The organism is Metapseudomonas cellulosilytica, from assembly GCF_049334135.1.
In the GTDB taxonomy this organism is placed as follows: Bacteria; Pseudomonadota; Gammaproteobacteria; order Pseudomonadales; family Pseudomonadaceae; genus Metapseudomonas.
Map to the genome: position 1 here is coordinate 1 of NZ_JBHZGN010000023.1, position 14,782 is coordinate 14,782.

The window sequence follows — 14,782 nt, forward strand, 5'->3', positions numbered from 1 at the left end:
GCGGCAACACCTTCATCTTGAAGCCCTCCGAGCGCGACCCGAGCTCCACCCTGTTCATCGCCGAACTGTTCCACCAGGCCGGCCTGCCCAAGGGCGTGCTGAACGTGGTCAACGGCGATAAGGAAGCCGTGGACGCGCTGATCGAAGCGCCGGAAGTCAAAGCCATCAGCTTCGTCGGCTCGACCCCGATCGCCGAGTACATCTACACCGAAGGCGCCAAGCGCGGTAAGCGCGTGCAGGCCTTGGGCGGCGCCAAGAACCACGCCGTGCTGATGCCGGATGCCGATCTCGACAACGCCGTCAGCGCGCTGATGGGTGCCGCCTACGGCTCCTGCGGCGAGCGCTGCATGGCGATTTCCGTCGCCGTGTGCGTGGGCGACCCGATCGCCGACGCCCTGGTGGACAAGCTCGTCCCGCAGATCAAGGGCCTGAAGATCGGTGCCGGCACCCACTGCGGCCTGGACATGGGCCCGCTGGTCACCGCCGCCGCCCGCGACAAGGTGGTCGGCTACATCGACGACGGCGTGGCCGCCGGTGCCACGCTGGTGGTGGACGGCCGCGGCTACCGCGTCGCCGGCCATGAGGACGGCTACTTCGTCGGCGGCACCCTGTTCGACCACGTCACCGCCGACATGCGCATCTACCAGGAAGAGATCTTCGGTCCGGTACTCTGCATCGTCCGCGTCGGCAGCCTGGAAGAGGCCATGCAGCTGATCAACGACCACGAGTACGGCAACGGCACCTGCATCTTCACCCGCGACGGCGAAGCCGCGCGCCTGTTCTGCGACGAGATCGAAGTGGGCATGGTCGGCGTCAACGTGCCGCTGCCGGTGCCGGTGGCCTACCACAGCTTCGGCGGCTGGAAGCGCTCGCTGTTCGGCGACCTGCACGCCTACGGCCCGGACGGCGTGCGCTTCTACACCCGCCGCAAGGCCATCACCCAGCGCTGGCCGCAGCGCGCGACCCACGAGGCGGCGCAGTTCGCGTTTCCGAGCAATGGTTGAGTGATGTGTTGAATGAAGAAGCCCCGGCAATTGCCGGGGCTTCTTCGTTTGGGCGTCTCACGCCGAGCGGCTTGCCCGGGCGAAATCAATGATCGCCTGGATCGCCCCGCGCGCCTGGGGGCTGTTGTGCCAGCAGGTGGAGCCCATCATCTGCGATATCTGCTTCGTCAGGTCGGCCGCCTCGCAGCCGGCCAATTGCTCCAGAGCGTTGAAGCCGATCTGTTCCAGCCGGGCCACCACCGTCGGGCCGACGCCTTTCAGTTTGACCAATTGGGTGCGGATTTCCGCGGGAAAGCCTGCGCTGTCCTTGTTTCCCATGGTGTTCTCCTTGAGTGCTCTTGCTCCTAAATCGATGGGTATCGCTTCGCTCCACCCATCCTACAAATGTGCTCCGTAATCCGTAGGATGGGTGGAGCGAAGCGATACCCATCACATTTCCCCCACACCGTGTTCCATGTCCCCTCCATCCCCCGCCCAATCCACCGGCAGGATGCCCGCTTTCACATACCGGTGAAACGACGACCAGGGCCAATCGGCCACGCGCTCAACGTAACCATGCTTGCGCGGGTTGTGATGGATGTAATCCACATGCCGGGCGAAGTCTTCGTCATCGCGGATGCGGTGCTCCCAGAAGCGGCGTTGCCAGATGCCGCGTTCGCCTTTGCTCAACCGGCTTTCAGATGCCTGCTCGCCAAAGGGAAGCGCGCGGGAAAACTCAGTCTTGATCAGTCGCCAGCGCCGGGCGTAGTCGGCGTCTCCCGCCGGCAGGGTGCACAACGCGTGAAGGTGGTCTGGAAGGATGACGATGGCGTCGATGCGCCAGGGATGGCGCTTCATGCAATAGCGAAAGCTGGCACGCAGCAGGTCGATCTGGTCGATGAGCACGCGGCTTCGTCGGTCGGCGAGATTCAAGGTGAAGAACCAGGTAACGCCTGGGGTGTGGTCGCGACGGTAGTCAGTCATGGTGAGGCCTCCTTGCCATTGGTTGATGGGTATCGCTTCGCTCCACCCATCCTACGGTGGTGCGGGGATGGTGTTTCGTAGGATGCGGTGGAGCGAAGCGATACCCATCGTCGTTCAAGCGCCCATGTACCGCGGCACCTGCTCCCACGGCATCCACAACTCTCCTTGCCATTCCAACAGCGTCAGCCGTTGCGACTGCCAACTAAGCATCACCCTGCGCGGACGGAAGTAATCCTCGGCATGCTGGTCGCGCAGGGTGGGGATGACTTCGCGGGTGAGCCATTCATCCAGCTGCTGGCATTCGGGATGGCCGAAGCGGATCAGGGCTTTGTAGAGGCCGGCTTCGTTGATGACGTCGATATGCTCCTCGCTGCCGGTGGTGTAGCGGAGGCGAATGCGGCGGGTTTCATGGGGCTTGAGGCGGCGGGGCAGGGCTTGTGGATGGTGCAGGCCGAGCAGGCGGGCGAAGTCGTAGGCGGAGAACCAGGGCTGATTGTCGATCATCACGCCACGCAGTGGGCGGTTGTGGCGGTGGAAGAAGGTAGGGGTGTGTGCGTCATGCATGGTGGAACTCCTGTGGCTCGTTTAGGAGCTGCCACCTTCGTCGTCATCGAAAGGGTGGCAGACCGCGCGGGGTTGACGAACCGGGCCACAGAACCGGCAGACCCCGAGGGATCTCCCCACGCGGTCTGCCATAAGGGCGGTGCAGTTTAAGGGACTGCGAGCAGGTCGCAGCTTGCGAGGGAACGTCCGCCGTTCTCCGCATGCACCGTAGGCAAAATCGCGCTTGTGGCTTCAGGTCGTCAAACCCGGTCGCGGGATTGACCGCGACCGGGGCACGTTAGGGAGCAGGCAGGGGAGGAACAAGACCCGGAAACGGGTTTGGGAAATTTCCGACGATTTCCCAGGGAGGCATTGCGGCTACTTGCCGTTCTTGCGATTGCGGACGAAGAGCACCTTTCCTCCGGTGGTCGTGGTTCCGCGTTCTTCGAGCTCGAAGCGATGAGGGTTTCCCTTGATCAGGTCGCTCAGCTTCTTGAAACCGTACAAGCGTGGATCGAAGTCGGTTCGAATCTTGGTGATGTCGGAGCCCACTGCCGCGAGCGGCGCCCAGCCGTCTTCGTCGTCGAGTCCGTCGATCACCGTGGCGATTGCGTCAACCGGAACCTTCTGCGGCTTGATCGGCGCAGGCTTGTCAGTCGACTTGACCGCTTCGGTGGCTGGCGGTGGTGGCACGGGCAGTGGCTTGTCGCTGCCCGTGGTGGACTCCGGCAACGCCTCTGCGCGCAGTATCTCCGTATAGATGAACTTGTCGCAGGCCGAGACGAAGGGCTTGGGTGTCTTCTCTTCACCGAATCCGTAAACGGTCAGGCCCTCTTCTCTCAGGCGCGCGGCAAGGCGAGTGAAATCGCTATCGCTGGAAACCAGGCAGAAACCGTCAAAACGCCGGGTGTAGAGCAGGTCCATGGCATCGATGATCAGTGAACTGTCGGTGGCGTTCTTGCCCTTGGTATAGGCGAACTGCTGGATCGGCTGGATGGAGTGGTCGAGCAGAACCTTCTTCCAGCTACCGAGCTGCGGCGCGGTCCAGTCTCCATAGATGCGTTTGACGCTGGCGACGCCATACTTGGCAATTTCCTCGAACAACCCTTCGATGATGGACGCTTGTGCATTGTCGGCATCGATGAGCACGGCAAGGTGCTTCTGTTGGTGTGTCGGGTGGGCTTTGCTGGCCATGGTTCGTCCTTGAAGGGAGATGGCTGAACATACTGCGAACTTGCCAAGCGACGCCAATCCAACGGGCGATTGATTTGCTCTTTCAAGATTGGTGGTTACTATAACCACCAAATTTGCGCCAAGGACTGGATGTGAACAGCCGACAACTCATGGAGCTGATCGAAGCCGATGGATGGTTTCTGGTCAGGATCAGGGGCAGTCATCACCATTTCAAACATCCGGCCAAACCTGGATTGGTGACGATCCCCCACCCGAAGAAGGACCTGCTGCCACGGACGGCGGCTAGCATTCTCAAACAGGCAGGGCTCAAGTGAGCTCGTCTTCATCTCTCCCGAAGGGCTACATCATGCTTTATCCGATTGCGATTCTCCCCGGTGACGATGGGCACGCCTGGGGCGTAGAGGTGCCGGACCTGCCCGGCTGCTTCTCTGCCGGCGATGATCTGGATGAGGCGATGGCCATGGCGCGAGAAGCCATTGAGGGGCATCTGGAAATCCTGGCGGAGGAGGGTACGCCGATTCCAGTCGCGAAGAAGGTCACGTTCCATGCCGCAAATTCGGACTATGCCGGCTGCACCTGGGCTCTGGTGGATATCGATGTGACCCGTTACATGGGCAAGGCGGAGAAGCTGAACATCACCTTGCCCGGCTATCTCCTGAATCGCATCGACGATTACGTACGGAATCACCCTGAGCAGAAGAGCCGGTCGGGCTTCCTGGCCGCCGCGGCTCTGCGAGTGTTGCAGGAGTCCTGAAGGAGGACGGAAAGCCCTTACCGATTCAAGCGCCGCGCATCAAAGGCATCGCGGGCCTGGAAGGCGGTGTAGGTCATCTGCGCGGCGAGCATCCCGGCGAGGCCGAAGGTGCGGGTCAGGCCGAACTTCTTGAAGCCGGCGGGAATTGGCGCGGCGTTGGCGATGGCATCCGCCAGTACCTCGCCAGCCACGGTGGTCGGCGCCATGCCGTGGCCGCCGAAGCCGACGGCGTGCCAGATGCCGTCGTCGTCCTGGCCGATCTGTGCCATCTGGTGGCGGCCGTAGCTCATCAGCCCGCCCCAGGAGTACTCGATTTCCACGTCTTCCAGCTGGGGATAGACCGATACCAGGTCCGCCCTGAGCAAGCCGGCGATGGCTTCCGGGCCGCGGTCGAGGATGGAGATCCGTCCGCCCCAGAGAATCCGGCTGTCCTGCAGCGGCCGGTAGTAGTCGAAGGCGAAGCGCGTGTCGTAGACCGCCGCCTCGCAGTCGATGGCGTCCTTCAGGCGCTGGCCGAGCGGCTTGGTCGCGACCACGTAGGTGGCGATGGGCAGCACTGCCCGTTCGACGCGGCGGTGGACGCCACGGGCATAGCCGCCGCCGGAGAAGACGACCTGTTCGGCATGCACTTCGCCGCCTGCCGTTTTCACCACGTACTTCCCGTCGCGTTTCTCGATGGACAGGGCAGGGGAGCGCTCGTGGATGCGCACGCCCAATCCCGCTGCCGTGCGGGCCACGCCGCAGACGTACTTGAGCGGGTGGAAGTGGAAGGCGTTGCGCTCCAGCAGGCCGCCGAAGTAGCGCTCGGTCTTCAGCATCTCCTTCAACTGGCCGGGCGGGATGTACTCCCAGTCCACGCCGTAGGCTTGCTTCATCAGCTTGCGCGGGGTTTCCAGGCGGGCCGGGTCGTTGAACCAGTTGGCGAGGATCACGCCCTTGTCCACCAGGTCGCAGTCGATACCGTACTGCCGGACGCGATGGCGAATCAGCTCGACCGCATCGATGGTCAGCCGGTACAGGCGGCGCGACTCATTGGCGCCCAAGGTGGCAAGGAGGTCGGCATTGCCCAGGCTGTAGCCGCCGAACACGAAGCCGCCATTGCGCCCCGAGGCGCCGTGGCCGACGCCATGGGACTCCAGCACCACCACATCGGTGACACCCCGTTCAGCCAGACCGAGGGCGGTCGAAAGGCCGGCCAGGCCGCCGCCGAGGATGCAGACGCGGGTGTCGATCCGTCCGGCCTGGGCAGGGAAGGTCGGTTTCTCGACCGTGGCTTCGTAGTAGGTCTGGTCAAAGGAGCTGTGCATCAGTCGATCCTGTCGGGCCTTTCGGGACTCACGCTGGCAGAGGGCATTAGGCTGGCGCGTTGTTGAACGACTGTTTAGCTTTTCCGCGCTGGGGAAGGCAACCGAATAATCCTCGGCATGTCATTCCGTGGGGGAATGTTGGCCAAGGCAAGGGCGCCACGCACACGAGATTCGAGGGAAATCCGGGGATTCCGGCGCCAACAAAAAGCCCGGCATGTGCCGGGCTTTTGGTCAGTCGGTGGCGGATCACACCTTGCGCACGAACTCCGACTTCAGCTTCATCGCGCCAATGCCGTCGATCTTGCAGTCGATGTCGTGGTCGCCATCCACCAGGCGGATGTTCTTCACCTTGGTGCCGACCTTGACCACCAGGGACGAGCCCTTGACCTTGAGGTCCTTGATCACGGTGACGGTGTCGCCGTCCTGCAGGACGTTGCCGACGGAGTCCTTGATCACCTTCTCGTCACCGGCGGCGTCGGCGCTGGCGTCGGCGGACCACTCGTGGGCGCACTCGGGGCAGACCAGCATCGCGCCGTCCTCATAGGTGAATTCGGAGTTGCATTTGGGGCAGGGCGGCAGTGTGCTCACGGTGTACCTCGGCTTCGATGTCACGAAAAGCCGCATATTGTATAGGGTTTTGCCATGGCTTTGCCCATTTCTGCGGTTTCGTAAGTGCGATGTGTCGGGGTCATTACCGACTTGACCATGTCTAGACCTGCCCGCCAGATGCGGCTGCTAGCCTGCTCGCACTGTGCGCACAAATTCTGTGGAGCGTGCTGTGGATATCTTCTGGATGAATTGCGCCAGGGCTTGTTCCAGATGGGTTCGGCCGGGTTGCTCGTTTCATGCGCAGGAAAGGTGCAACCGGGGTGATTGGGCTACCTGCCCCGGATACCCACGAAATCTGTGGGGCAAGTTGTGGATAGCTTCTGGATTGCGGGCTGGAGGCCGCGCGGGGCGCTTGTTTCAGGCAGGTGTACGGATTTTGATCAGCGTCCCTGAGGCCATGGGCGCCGGGTTGCAATGTTCAGGCATGAAGCCTGAAAGGCGCTTGACATCGCCGCCACGAGTGAAGCAGAGCGGGGGTGGGAAATGCCCACAAAAGCTGTGGGCCTCTCTGTGGATATCTTCGGGATAAGTCCGTGGATGGCCCTCGGCGGCTGGGCCGGAAGCGCTTGCTCGGTTTTTCGTCGTCAGTCGTACTCGGCAGCCTGGTGGTCGCCCAGCAGGCGGCGCTGGCGAGCCGTGCAGGCGGCCAGCACCTCGGCGTTGAAGCGGAACGCCAGGTAGGGCGAGAACTTCTGCGCCACCATGCGCCGGCCATAGTGGATCTGCAGCAGGTAGCGGCTGCGATCGAGGGTGCGGTTGCGGCTGCCGGCGTGCCACAGCTCGCTGCGGAACATCAGCACATCGCCGGCCTTGCACAGTACCGGCTTGGCGGCTGTGCCGCGCCAGTCGGTTTCGCCCGGCCGCGGCCTGCGGCCGGCGCGATGGCTGCCGGGGATGACCAGGGTGGGGCAGAGGTCGGCGTCGATGTCGTCGAGGTAGAGGTGCGCCGTGCAGATCTGCATCGGCAGCGCGAAGGTCGGGTCGGCCAGCAGGCTTTCCGGCAGCTCCATCACCAGGTGGTCGAGGTGCAGGTCGGCGCCGACGAAGCCGGGGTGGCAACGCCAGGCGGTCTGTCCGATCACATGGCAATCCTCGCCCAGGGCTGCCTCGGCCAGTTCGATCACCCCCGGCAGGTCCAGGTAGGGCAGCCACTCCGGACCCCGGTTGAACACGCACTTGAAGTGGTCGTCCACCAGCCCGGTGTAATCCCAGTGGATGGGCTGGAGCTGGTTCATCAGGCGGCGCAGGGTGGCGATGCCTGGAGCGTCCAGCACGCCGGGGAGGAGGGTGAAGCCCCGGGCGTGGAGGGACTGGAGATGATCGGCGGTGGACATGCTCATGTCCTCGAACGCGGGGGCACCACCTGTAGGGTGGACCACCCTTCACCGGTCCACCAATCGCGCTCCGGGTTGGTGCCGATGGTGGATGGAAAAGCGCCATCCACCCTACGGGTCAGCCCGTAGGTTGGGCTGAAGCATGAAGCCCAACGAACCCCCGCACGTTGGGCTTCGCTACGCTCAGCGCCAACCTACGGTGTGACGTTCAGCAGTCCGGCCAGCCGGGTGTGCAGCGGTTCGAGCTCGTCCTCCGTCAGGCTCAGCAGGAAATCGTTCTTCAGCACGTCGACCAGCTCGGTGGCGTCTTCGATCGTGCGACTTTCCACGCGGCCATCGCGGAAGCGCTTGTTGAACAGGCCGTTGGCCAGGGTCAGGCGGCAGTCGCCTTCGCTGCGGGCGCACATCAGCATCTGGCGGAACACGCTGTCGGGGTGGGTGGAGGTGTACCAGTTGCGCGGGATGCAATCGACCCAGGCGTTCACTGCGGAACCGAAGCGGTAGCAGGCGGCCCAGCCGCTCTCGGTACGGAAGTTTTCCAGCTGCACTTCACCGGAACCGTCGTCCTGGGGGCGCAGGCGGTAAGGCAAGTCCGGGTCTGCCGCGCCCTCCAGGGGTACGGCGCGCCAGGGGGTGGCGGAGCCGAAGCCGACGTCCGCCAGGTGCGGTCCCTCCGGGAGCAGCACGCGCAGCATCAGATGGGACAGCATGGTCTGCGGCGCGTCCAGCGGCAGGCCCCAGCGTACCCGGCCGCCCAGCAGTTCGACGCGGTAGCCGAGGGCCAGCAACAGGCGGGCGAAGAGGTTGTTCAGCTCGTAGCAGTAGCCGCCACGCTGGCGCCCCACCACCTTGGCGAACACCGAATCGGCGTCGATGCGGATGGGACGGTCGAGCAGTACGTCGACATTCTCGAAAGCGACCCGGCGCTGGTGGGCGGCGATCAGGCGGTCGAGGCCGGCGAGGTCGGGTTGCTGTGGAACCGGGGTGTCCAGGTGACGCAGGTAGGCCTCGGTTTGCTGCGGGTTCAGCGCATGCATGCAGGAAGGCTCCATGACAATGAAGCCTGGATGCTAGCAGATACCTTTGCCTGGGCGATGAACGGTAGCTTGGTGTCTTTCTTAATCAACGGCGCCTGTAAAAAATAAAAAACTGACGGGTCACGAGGTGACGTTGCAAATGCCTTTAAACCGGTGTATTGCGACGAGTCCTGTCTTGAGGGTCAAAAGCGTTCTGTCGATTTTTTTGCTCATCTCCAGCTTATTTGTTTGACATATTTTACGTCTTTGGCAGACTTCGCCTCCGTGGTAACCGCCCGGATCGCTCCGAGCCGGGCCCCGCCGTCAATAACAAAAACTCCGTCAGTCGAGGCGCCTCCCCCAGGCCCCGGCCCCGACGGGCGTGCCTCTGGAACAAGAACAAATGCTGATCTGGTTTGTTGCGGTATACCTGCTGATCACCGTCGCTGTCGGTTTCTACGCCTCCACCCGCGTCAAGAACTCCACGGACTTCGCCTCCGGCGGTCGGAGCATGTCCTTCCCCCTCGTCGTGGCGATGGTGTTCGCCACCTGGTTCGGCTCGGAGGCCGTGCTGGGCATTCCCGCCACCTTCCTCGAGGAAGGTTTCGCCGGGATCATCGAAGACCCCTTCGGTTCCTTCGGTTGCCTGATGCTGGTGGGCCTGGTGTTCGCCCGTCCGCTCTACCGCCTGAACCTGCTGACCATTGGTGATTTCTTCAAGAAGCGCTTCGGCCCGAACGTGGAACTGCTCACCAGCCTGGTCATCATCGCCTCCTACCTGGGTTGGGTCGCGGCACAGCTCACCGCGCTGGGCGTGGTGTTCAGCGTGCTGTCCGACGGCGCCCTGACCACCACCCAGGGCATGATGATCGGTACCTTCATCGTCCTGCTGCACACCCTGTTCGGCGGCATGTGGTCGGTGGCCATGACCGACTTCCTGCAGATGATCATCATCGTCGCCGGCCTGTTCTACCTGACCTGGCTGGTGGGCGACATGGCCGGCGGCCCGGCCACCGTGATCAGCCATGCCGCTGCCGAAGGCAAGTTCACCTTCCTCCACGGCACCTCGGCCAAGGATATCGTCGCTTTCCTCGCCGCCGCGGTGACCATGATGTTCGGCTCCATCCCGCAGCAGGACGTGTATGCCCGCGTGATGTCGGCCAAGAGCGAGAACATCGCCGCCCGCGCGTCGATGACCGGCGCCTGCTTCTACCTGTGCTTCTGCATGCTGCCGATCTTCCTCGCCTACTCGGCCAAGATGATCGACCCGGAAATGGTCAAGCACTGGCTGGCCGAAGACTCGCAGATGATCCTGCCGCGCCTGATCCTGGAACGTACCCCGCTGTTCGCCCAGATCATGTTCTTCGGCGCGATCCTCTCGGCGATCATGTCCACCGCTTCCGGCACCCTGCTGGCGCCGTCGGTGACCTTCACCGAGAACATCCTCAAGCGCTTCATCCCCGACATGAACGATCGCCAGGCCCTGCTGGCCATGCGTTGCAGCGTGCTGGCGATGACCTTCGCCACCGGCCTGTTCGCGCTGAACTCCGAGTCCAGCATCTACGAGATGGTCGGCAACGCCTACAAGGTGACCCTGGTTGCCGCCGCCGTGCCGCTGTTCGCCGGCCTGTTCTGGAAGCGCGCCACCACCCAGGGCGCCCTGCTGGCTATCTTCGCCGGACTGGGTTCCTGGGGCCTGCTGGAGATGACCTACCAGGAAACCGACTTCTGGCCGCCGCAACTGGCCGGCCTGCTGTTCAGCTGGGTGGGCATGGTGGTGGGTTCGCTGCTGCCGCAACTCGTGCGCAGCCGTGCCGAGATCATCGGCGCTACCCCGGCCAGCGCCTGAGTGCCTTGAGTCCATGAAAGAGCCCCGCCATGTGCGGGGCTTTTTCATGGGGGGAGATCCATCCCATGGGCGACGGGAAACCTGTAGGGGCGAATTCATTCGCCATGCAGGCCGAAGGCCTGCTCTACGAGGGTGGAGAGGGGCAGCTGCGCCGCCCTTGGCGAATGAATTCGCCCCTACAGAAAACGCTCCAGCCCAGGCGCCTCAGGCCACCAGCTCGACGAAACCGCGCAGCACCGTCAGGCCCACGAACACGGCCATGGCGATGGCGCTGCCACGGGGCACGTTGTCGGCGAAGCGGCGGTAGTTGATGGGCGTGAGGAAGAGCTTCGGCCAGCAGGCGAAGGCGGCGCAGAGGGTGATCAGGGACAGCAGCGCCAGGCCGCTGGAAACGTCGAAAGGGTCGTCGGAGAAGATGCAGCTGATGGGGATGATGATGCCGAGGGCGATCCAGCCGCCGGTGACCAGTTTCTCACCCGGGGTACGTGGGGAGGCGTGGGGGCTGTCGCTGGCCATCGGTAGTTTCCTTGTCAGACTGCAGGCGGAGACTGCCGCGCATTCTCCACCTGCGTCCTGCAAGGCGCAAGACAGAGAGGCCCGCCATTGCGACGGGCCCCACAGTCGTCAGAAATGGACCTTGGCCAGCAGGCTGAAGGTGTTCTGGTCGGTGCCGCCGAGGATCTCGTCGCCGAGGAAACCGTTGTCGTCGATGGCGTACTTGTTTTTCCAGTAGTCGTACTCGATGCCGACGTAGAAGTGCTTCACCGCGCTCCAGCCCATGGCCTTGCCCAGGTCGTACTTGATCTGCGGGTTGAAGTGCAGGTTGGCGTGCAGGTCGTTCGGACGGTCCGAGGTGGCGTCCTTGTTGTTCCACACCCAGTCCATGAACCCGTCGATCAGGATGTCCGAGTTGCCCACCGGGATGGTGTAGGACCACACCGGGGTGACCTGCCACTGGCCGGACGGGTTATTGGTGATGCCGTCGGGCTTGCGGTAGTAGAAGTTCAGCTGGAAGTAGTCGAAGCCGGGGACCTTCAGGTCGAATCCCGGGCCGAGCAGGTAGTTCTGGTTGCGGTTCTCGCCACGCTCGTAGGTGGCGGCCAGCAGCACGTCGCTGATGGGGCCGAATTCCAGCTTCTGGTCGAAGATCTTGCCGAAGGACAGGCGCGGGGAGATTTCACCGTAATAGGTGTTCTTGCCGAGGTTGGGGTCTTGCTCGCTGTTGTAGTTGATCTGGTCGACGAAGATGAACAGGTCGCCGAAGGTCCAGCCGCTGGCGTGCTCGAAGGTGAAGGTCTGCTGGATTTCCGGGTTGATCTGGAAATCCTTGCCATAGAGGTAGGTCAGGCTGTTGTCCTGCCACAGCAGGGGACCGTCGGCCAGGGCATTGCCGGCCGCCAGCAGGCCGCCGGCGAGCATCAGGGAAGGGAGGGTGCGGTTCATCGGGGGTGGAGCTCCAGGAACTTGAAGAGGCTATCGGCGCAGAACTTGTCTGGCTGGTCAGGCTGAGCTGACGACAGGGCGCGGGATTATCGGTGGAAATCGCAGCTTTTCAAGAGGTTATGCGCAGTTCGCGGGTATTTGCCGACCGCTGGCCGGTGGCTCCCAATTGCCGCATGGCCCCCCGCAGGATGGATCGGGCGGCGTTCCGCGAGCTTGCGATACCCATCAGCCCCGTCCGCATGGGTATCGCTCCGCTCCACCCATCCTACGAGCTGCCCCACCTCTCCGGCGCAGGTTCAGGCAATGAGCAGGCTTCAGGATTGCTGCGCCTTGTCAGGCGCGAGTCACCCCTCTCCGCTTCAGGGAGAGGGGCCGGGGGAGAGGGCTATGTCAGGCAAGCATGGAGACCTGAAAGGCCCGTACTAGAGGATTCTGTTCGATCCCGCAACAGCTAACGCAGACATAACCTTTCGCCAGGCAAAAAAATCCCCCGGCCAAGCCTCGGTCAGCCGGGGGGCGAGGAGAGCGGGTCGGTCAGCGCACCGTGATGGCGCTGGTGGCGACGCCTCCTGAGGTGGAGCGCACGGTGACGCTGGGATTGGCGGTGGGCACCACGGCGGTGGAGTTGTTCACCGACAGCCGCCAGCGGCCGTTGCCCGACGGGGTGGCGGTGCCCAGCAGGACCTGGCCCTGGGTACTGCTGACTTCCACGCGGATCTGGTTGCCCTGTGGCCGCGAGGTGGTGCCGGCGAAGGTCCAGGAATAACGACCGTTCCTGGCGGCCCGGACCTCCGCGGTGGTCACTGTCAGGGTATCGGCGGCCGCCGCCGGGTTCACCGTGACGGTCACCGTGGCCGAGGCGGAGGTGGCGCCCACGGCGTCCTGTACCTGGTAGGTGAAGCTGGTGGTGAAGGCGGTGGTCACGCTGGCCGGCGGGGTGTAGGTCACCGTGGTGCCATCGCTGCTGGCGCTGCCAAGCCCGATGGCGGGCTGGGTCAGGTTCACCACGTTCATGGCGTTGCCTTCCGGATCCAGGTCGTTGGCCAGTACGTTGATCGTCACTTGCGCGCCGGCGCTGGTGGTGGCGGTATCGGCCTGCACCGTCGGCGGCAGGTTTGGCCGCACGGTGATGCTGACGTTGGCCGGGGCGGAAAGGGCGCCCAGGTTGTCCTGGACCTGATAGCTGAAGCTCACCACTTCCGTGGCTGCCACCTGCGCCGGCGGGGTGTAGGTCACCGCGCCGTTGCCGCTCTGCTCCAGGGTACCGAGGGTGACGCCACCGAGGTTGGCGATGGACAGCGGCAGGTTGCCGTCCGGGTCGCTGTCGTTGGCGGTGAGGTTGAGGGTCACCGCTACGCCGGCGGTGGTGGTGCCGCTGTCCGGATTGGCCAGCGGAGGCTGGTTGGCCGGTGGGGCGGACGGGCCGCCCTGGACCACGACGAACTCGCTGTCGCTGCCACCCGCGGCGGACTTCACCGAGACTTTCGCCGGTGGCTGGTCGATGTTCGCGGCCACCAGGCGCTGGGTCGCGCCGCTGACCGGCAGCAGCCGGCCGAAGCCTTCGGCGACCAGCGCGGGTATCTGCACTTCATCGCTGGAGCGGGCTTCCACGGTCAGGGTCTTGTCCGGCCAGGAGTAGCGCGCCTGGCTGATCTTGACGACGTCGGTGAGCGCCTGGGTCTGGGTGGTGGCGCTGGTGTTGGCGGTTTCCTCGCGGGCGTTGACCAGCACGAAGGTCGGCAGGCTGGTGGGAGCCAGGTCCTGGCCGAAGAAGCGGCCATTGCCATCGGCGGTCATCTGGAACTGGCAGGGAGACGGCGGGTCGCCCACCAGATCGAGGCTCTCGCGGAAGCACAGGGTCGCGTTGGCGCTGGCGCTGGCGAACACCGAAATCCAGGTGCGCTGGGCGTTGCGGCTGTAGGTGGCGCGATCGACGTTCAGGGCGGCGGCGGAGCCGCCGGTGAACAGCTTGCCGGAGAGGTTGAACAGGGTGGTCTGGATGGACAGGCCGTTGGGGCCTTCGATACGCACGAAGTTGGTCCCGAAGGGGCTGCCGATGACCGGCTCGGCCAGGTTGGGGTCGCCGATGAAGGTCTCCACCGCGCCGGTTTCCGGGTTGGTTTCCTCATAGAGCGGACCGTTGCGGGTGAGGAAGGGACCGACGTTGCCGGCCAGGGCGCCACTGAAGTTGCCCGGAGCGCCGATGCCGATGTCGCGGGTCAGGTTGATGGAGCGGCGGCCGGAGTTGGGGACATTGACGGTTTCCACGCCGTAGGGATGGATGACCTTGTAGGTGCCGGCCACCGGCACCGTGGCGCGAATGCGGATGCGCGCGAAGCTCTGCTGGTCGCCCTGCAGCGGAACGCCCCCGGCGAAGGCCGCTTCGATGCCCGCCACGTAGGCGATCAGCTCCAGGCCGTTGCCGGGGTCGTCGATGCTGGTTTCGGCGAGCATCCAGAAACTCTCGTCGGGGAAGTTTCCGGGGAAGGCGATCGGCCTGGTTTCATCGAATATGCCGGGGTTGGGCAACAGGGTGCACATGAAGCTGCCCGGCACCCGCGAGCTCTGGGTCTTGGACAGGCACAGCTCCAGCGGCACGCCCTGGGTGTCCTGGTACCAGCGGGGAAAGTAGCCGGTGGCGGCGGTATAGGGGCCGGGGTCTACCGCCGCCAGTTCCGCCTTTGCGGTCGGGGTGCCGGCGAGCAGGCCCAGCGCCATTGTGAACATGACTGGCCATTTGAACATGACAGCCTCCATCCACCCGCG

Annotated in this window: 15 protein-coding genes; 4 read left to right on the forward strand and 11 right to left on the reverse strand. The window is 64.1% G+C overall.

Going from position 1 to position 14,782, the window contains the following annotated elements:
* On the forward strand, window positions 1–1,004 hold a 1,004-nt coding region (mmsA, locus tag ACFW0H_RS23510; protein ID WP_422916263.1), incomplete at its 5' end, for a CoA-acylating methylmalonate-semialdehyde dehydrogenase.
* A 57-nt stretch (window positions 1,005–1,061) separates the two neighbouring features.
* Here the strand turns inward: mmsA and ACFW0H_RS23515 are convergent.
* The 4 genes from ACFW0H_RS23515 to ACFW0H_RS23530 all read right to left on the reverse strand — a co-directional run bounded on the left by ACFW0H_RS23515 (window position 1,062) and on the right by ACFW0H_RS23530 (window position 3,704).
* Window positions 1,062–1,322 carry a helix-hairpin-helix domain-containing protein gene (locus ACFW0H_RS23515; RefSeq protein ID WP_422916264.1) on the reverse strand — a complete coding sequence of 87 codons (261 nt, stop codon included), beginning with the start codon at window positions 1,320–1,322 and terminating at the stop codon, window positions 1,062–1,064.
* 111 nt (window positions 1,323–1,433) lie between these two features.
* On the reverse strand, window positions 1,434–1,967 hold the full coding sequence (locus ACFW0H_RS23520; RefSeq protein WP_422916265.1) for an REP-associated tyrosine transposase: 534 nt from the start codon (window positions 1,965–1,967) through the stop codon (window positions 1,434–1,436).
* Between the two features lie 114 nt (window positions 1,968–2,081).
* Window positions 2,082–2,531, reverse strand: coding sequence for a BRO-N domain-containing protein (locus tag ACFW0H_RS23525; protein ID WP_422916266.1), 450 nt, complete (start codon window positions 2,529–2,531; stop codon window positions 2,082–2,084).
* A 357-nt stretch (window positions 2,532–2,888) separates the two neighbouring features.
* Window positions 2,889–3,704: an NYN domain-containing protein gene (locus ACFW0H_RS23530; protein WP_422916267.1), complete on the reverse strand. Its 816-nt coding sequence runs from the start codon at window positions 3,702–3,704 to the stop codon at window positions 2,889–2,891.
* A gap of 131 nt (window positions 3,705–3,835) precedes the next feature.
* Here ACFW0H_RS23530 and ACFW0H_RS23535 point away from each other — a divergent pair, with 131 nt between their 5' ends.
* Window positions 3,836–4,018 (forward strand): type II toxin-antitoxin system HicA family toxin, encoded by a 183-nt coding sequence (locus ACFW0H_RS23535; RefSeq protein WP_422916268.1) that lies wholly within the window; start codon window positions 3,836–3,838, stop codon window positions 4,016–4,018.
* A 32-nt stretch (window positions 4,019–4,050) separates the two neighbouring features.
* Window positions 4,051–4,458 (forward strand): type II toxin-antitoxin system HicB family antitoxin, encoded by a 408-nt coding sequence (locus tag ACFW0H_RS23540; RefSeq protein ID WP_422916269.1) that lies wholly within the window; start codon window positions 4,051–4,053, stop codon window positions 4,456–4,458.
* A 17-nt stretch (window positions 4,459–4,475) separates the two neighbouring features.
* Here ACFW0H_RS23540 and ACFW0H_RS23545 read toward each other — a convergent pair whose 3' ends face one another.
* From ACFW0H_RS23545 to ACFW0H_RS23560, 4 genes are all read right to left on the reverse strand, one after another.
* Window positions 4,476–5,765, reverse strand: coding sequence for an NAD(P)/FAD-dependent oxidoreductase (locus ACFW0H_RS23545; protein ID WP_422916270.1), 1,290 nt, complete (start codon window positions 5,763–5,765; stop codon window positions 4,476–4,478).
* Between the two features lie 246 nt (window positions 5,766–6,011).
* Window positions 6,012–6,353, reverse strand: a complete 342-nt coding sequence (locus ACFW0H_RS23550) for a zinc ribbon domain-containing protein YjdM (protein ID WP_422916271.1) — start codon at window positions 6,351–6,353, stop codon at window positions 6,012–6,014.
* A 605-nt stretch (window positions 6,354–6,958) separates the two neighbouring features.
* The gene (locus ACFW0H_RS23555) at window positions 6,959–7,708 is read right to left on the reverse strand and encodes a phytanoyl-CoA dioxygenase family protein (protein WP_422916272.1); all 750 of its coding nucleotides are present in this window, start codon (window positions 7,706–7,708) and stop codon (window positions 6,959–6,961) included.
* Window positions 7,709–7,902: 194 nt separating this feature from the next.
* Window positions 7,903–8,745 (reverse strand): arylamine N-acetyltransferase family protein, encoded by an 843-nt coding sequence (locus tag ACFW0H_RS23560; protein WP_422916273.1) that lies wholly within the window; start codon window positions 8,743–8,745, stop codon window positions 7,903–7,905.
* A 382-nt stretch (window positions 8,746–9,127) separates the two neighbouring features.
* On the opposite strand from ACFW0H_RS23560, the gene ACFW0H_RS23565 reads away from it, so the two are divergent.
* Window positions 9,128–10,573, forward strand: coding sequence for a high affinity choline transporter 1 (locus tag ACFW0H_RS23565; RefSeq protein WP_422916274.1), 1,446 nt, complete (start codon window positions 9,128–9,130; stop codon window positions 10,571–10,573).
* Window positions 10,574–10,777: 204 nt separating this feature from the next.
* Here ACFW0H_RS23565 and ACFW0H_RS23570 read toward each other — a convergent pair whose 3' ends face one another.
* The 3 genes from ACFW0H_RS23570 to ACFW0H_RS23580 form a co-directional block, all read right to left on the reverse strand.
* Window positions 10,778–11,089, reverse strand: a complete 312-nt coding sequence (locus ACFW0H_RS23570) for a hypothetical protein (RefSeq protein WP_422916275.1) — start codon at window positions 11,087–11,089, stop codon at window positions 10,778–10,780.
* A gap of 108 nt (window positions 11,090–11,197) precedes the next feature.
* The gene (locus tag ACFW0H_RS23575; RefSeq protein ID WP_422916276.1) at window positions 11,198–12,016 is read right to left on the reverse strand and encodes an outer membrane protein OmpK; all 819 of its coding nucleotides are present in this window, start codon (window positions 12,014–12,016) and stop codon (window positions 11,198–11,200) included.
* 534 nt (window positions 12,017–12,550) lie between these two features.
* On the reverse strand, window positions 12,551–14,761 hold the full coding sequence (locus ACFW0H_RS23580) for an Ig-like domain-containing protein (protein WP_422916277.1): 2,211 nt from the start codon (window positions 14,759–14,761) through the stop codon (window positions 12,551–12,553).
* Between the last annotated feature and the right edge of the window lie 21 nt (window positions 14,762–14,782).

Excerpts from the sequence above, each read along its gene's own strand:
- ACFW0H_RS23515 (WP_422916264.1), bottom strand. The coding sequence starts at position 1,322 with ATGGGAAACAAGGACAGCGCAGGCTTTCCCGCGGAAATCCGCACCCAA.
- ACFW0H_RS23520 (WP_422916265.1), bottom strand. The coding sequence starts at position 1,967 with ATGACTGACTACCGTCGCGACCACACCCCAGGCGTTACCTGGTTCTTC.
- ACFW0H_RS23525 (WP_422916266.1), bottom strand. The coding sequence starts at position 2,531 with ATGCATGACGCACACACCCCTACCTTCTTCCACCGCCACAACCGCCCA.
- ACFW0H_RS23530 (WP_422916267.1), bottom strand. The coding sequence starts at position 3,704 with ATGGCCAGCAAAGCCCACCCGACACACCAACAGAAGCACCTTGCCGTG.
- ACFW0H_RS23540 (WP_422916269.1), top strand. The coding sequence starts at position 4,051 with ATGCTTTATCCGATTGCGATTCTCCCCGGTGACGATGGGCACGCCTGG.
- ACFW0H_RS23545 (WP_422916270.1), bottom strand. The coding sequence starts at position 5,765 with ATGCACAGCTCCTTTGACCAGACCTACTACGAAGCCACGGTCGAGAAA.
- ACFW0H_RS23555 (WP_422916272.1), bottom strand. The coding sequence starts at position 7,708 with ATGTCCACCGCCGATCATCTCCAGTCCCTCCACGCCCGGGGCTTCACC.
- ACFW0H_RS23560 (WP_422916273.1), bottom strand. The coding sequence starts at position 8,745 with ATGCATGCGCTGAACCCGCAGCAAACCGAGGCCTACCTGCGTCACCTG.
- ACFW0H_RS23565 (WP_422916274.1), top strand. The coding sequence starts at position 9,128 with ATGCTGATCTGGTTTGTTGCGGTATACCTGCTGATCACCGTCGCTGTC.
- ACFW0H_RS23570 (WP_422916275.1), bottom strand. The coding sequence starts at position 11,089 with ATGGCCAGCGACAGCCCCCACGCCTCCCCACGTACCCCGGGTGAGAAA.
- ACFW0H_RS23575 (WP_422916276.1), bottom strand. The coding sequence starts at position 12,016 with ATGAACCGCACCCTCCCTTCCCTGATGCTCGCCGGCGGCCTGCTGGCG.
- ACFW0H_RS23580 (WP_422916277.1), bottom strand. The coding sequence starts at position 14,761 with ATGTTCAAATGGCCAGTCATGTTCACAATGGCGCTGGGCCTGCTCGCC.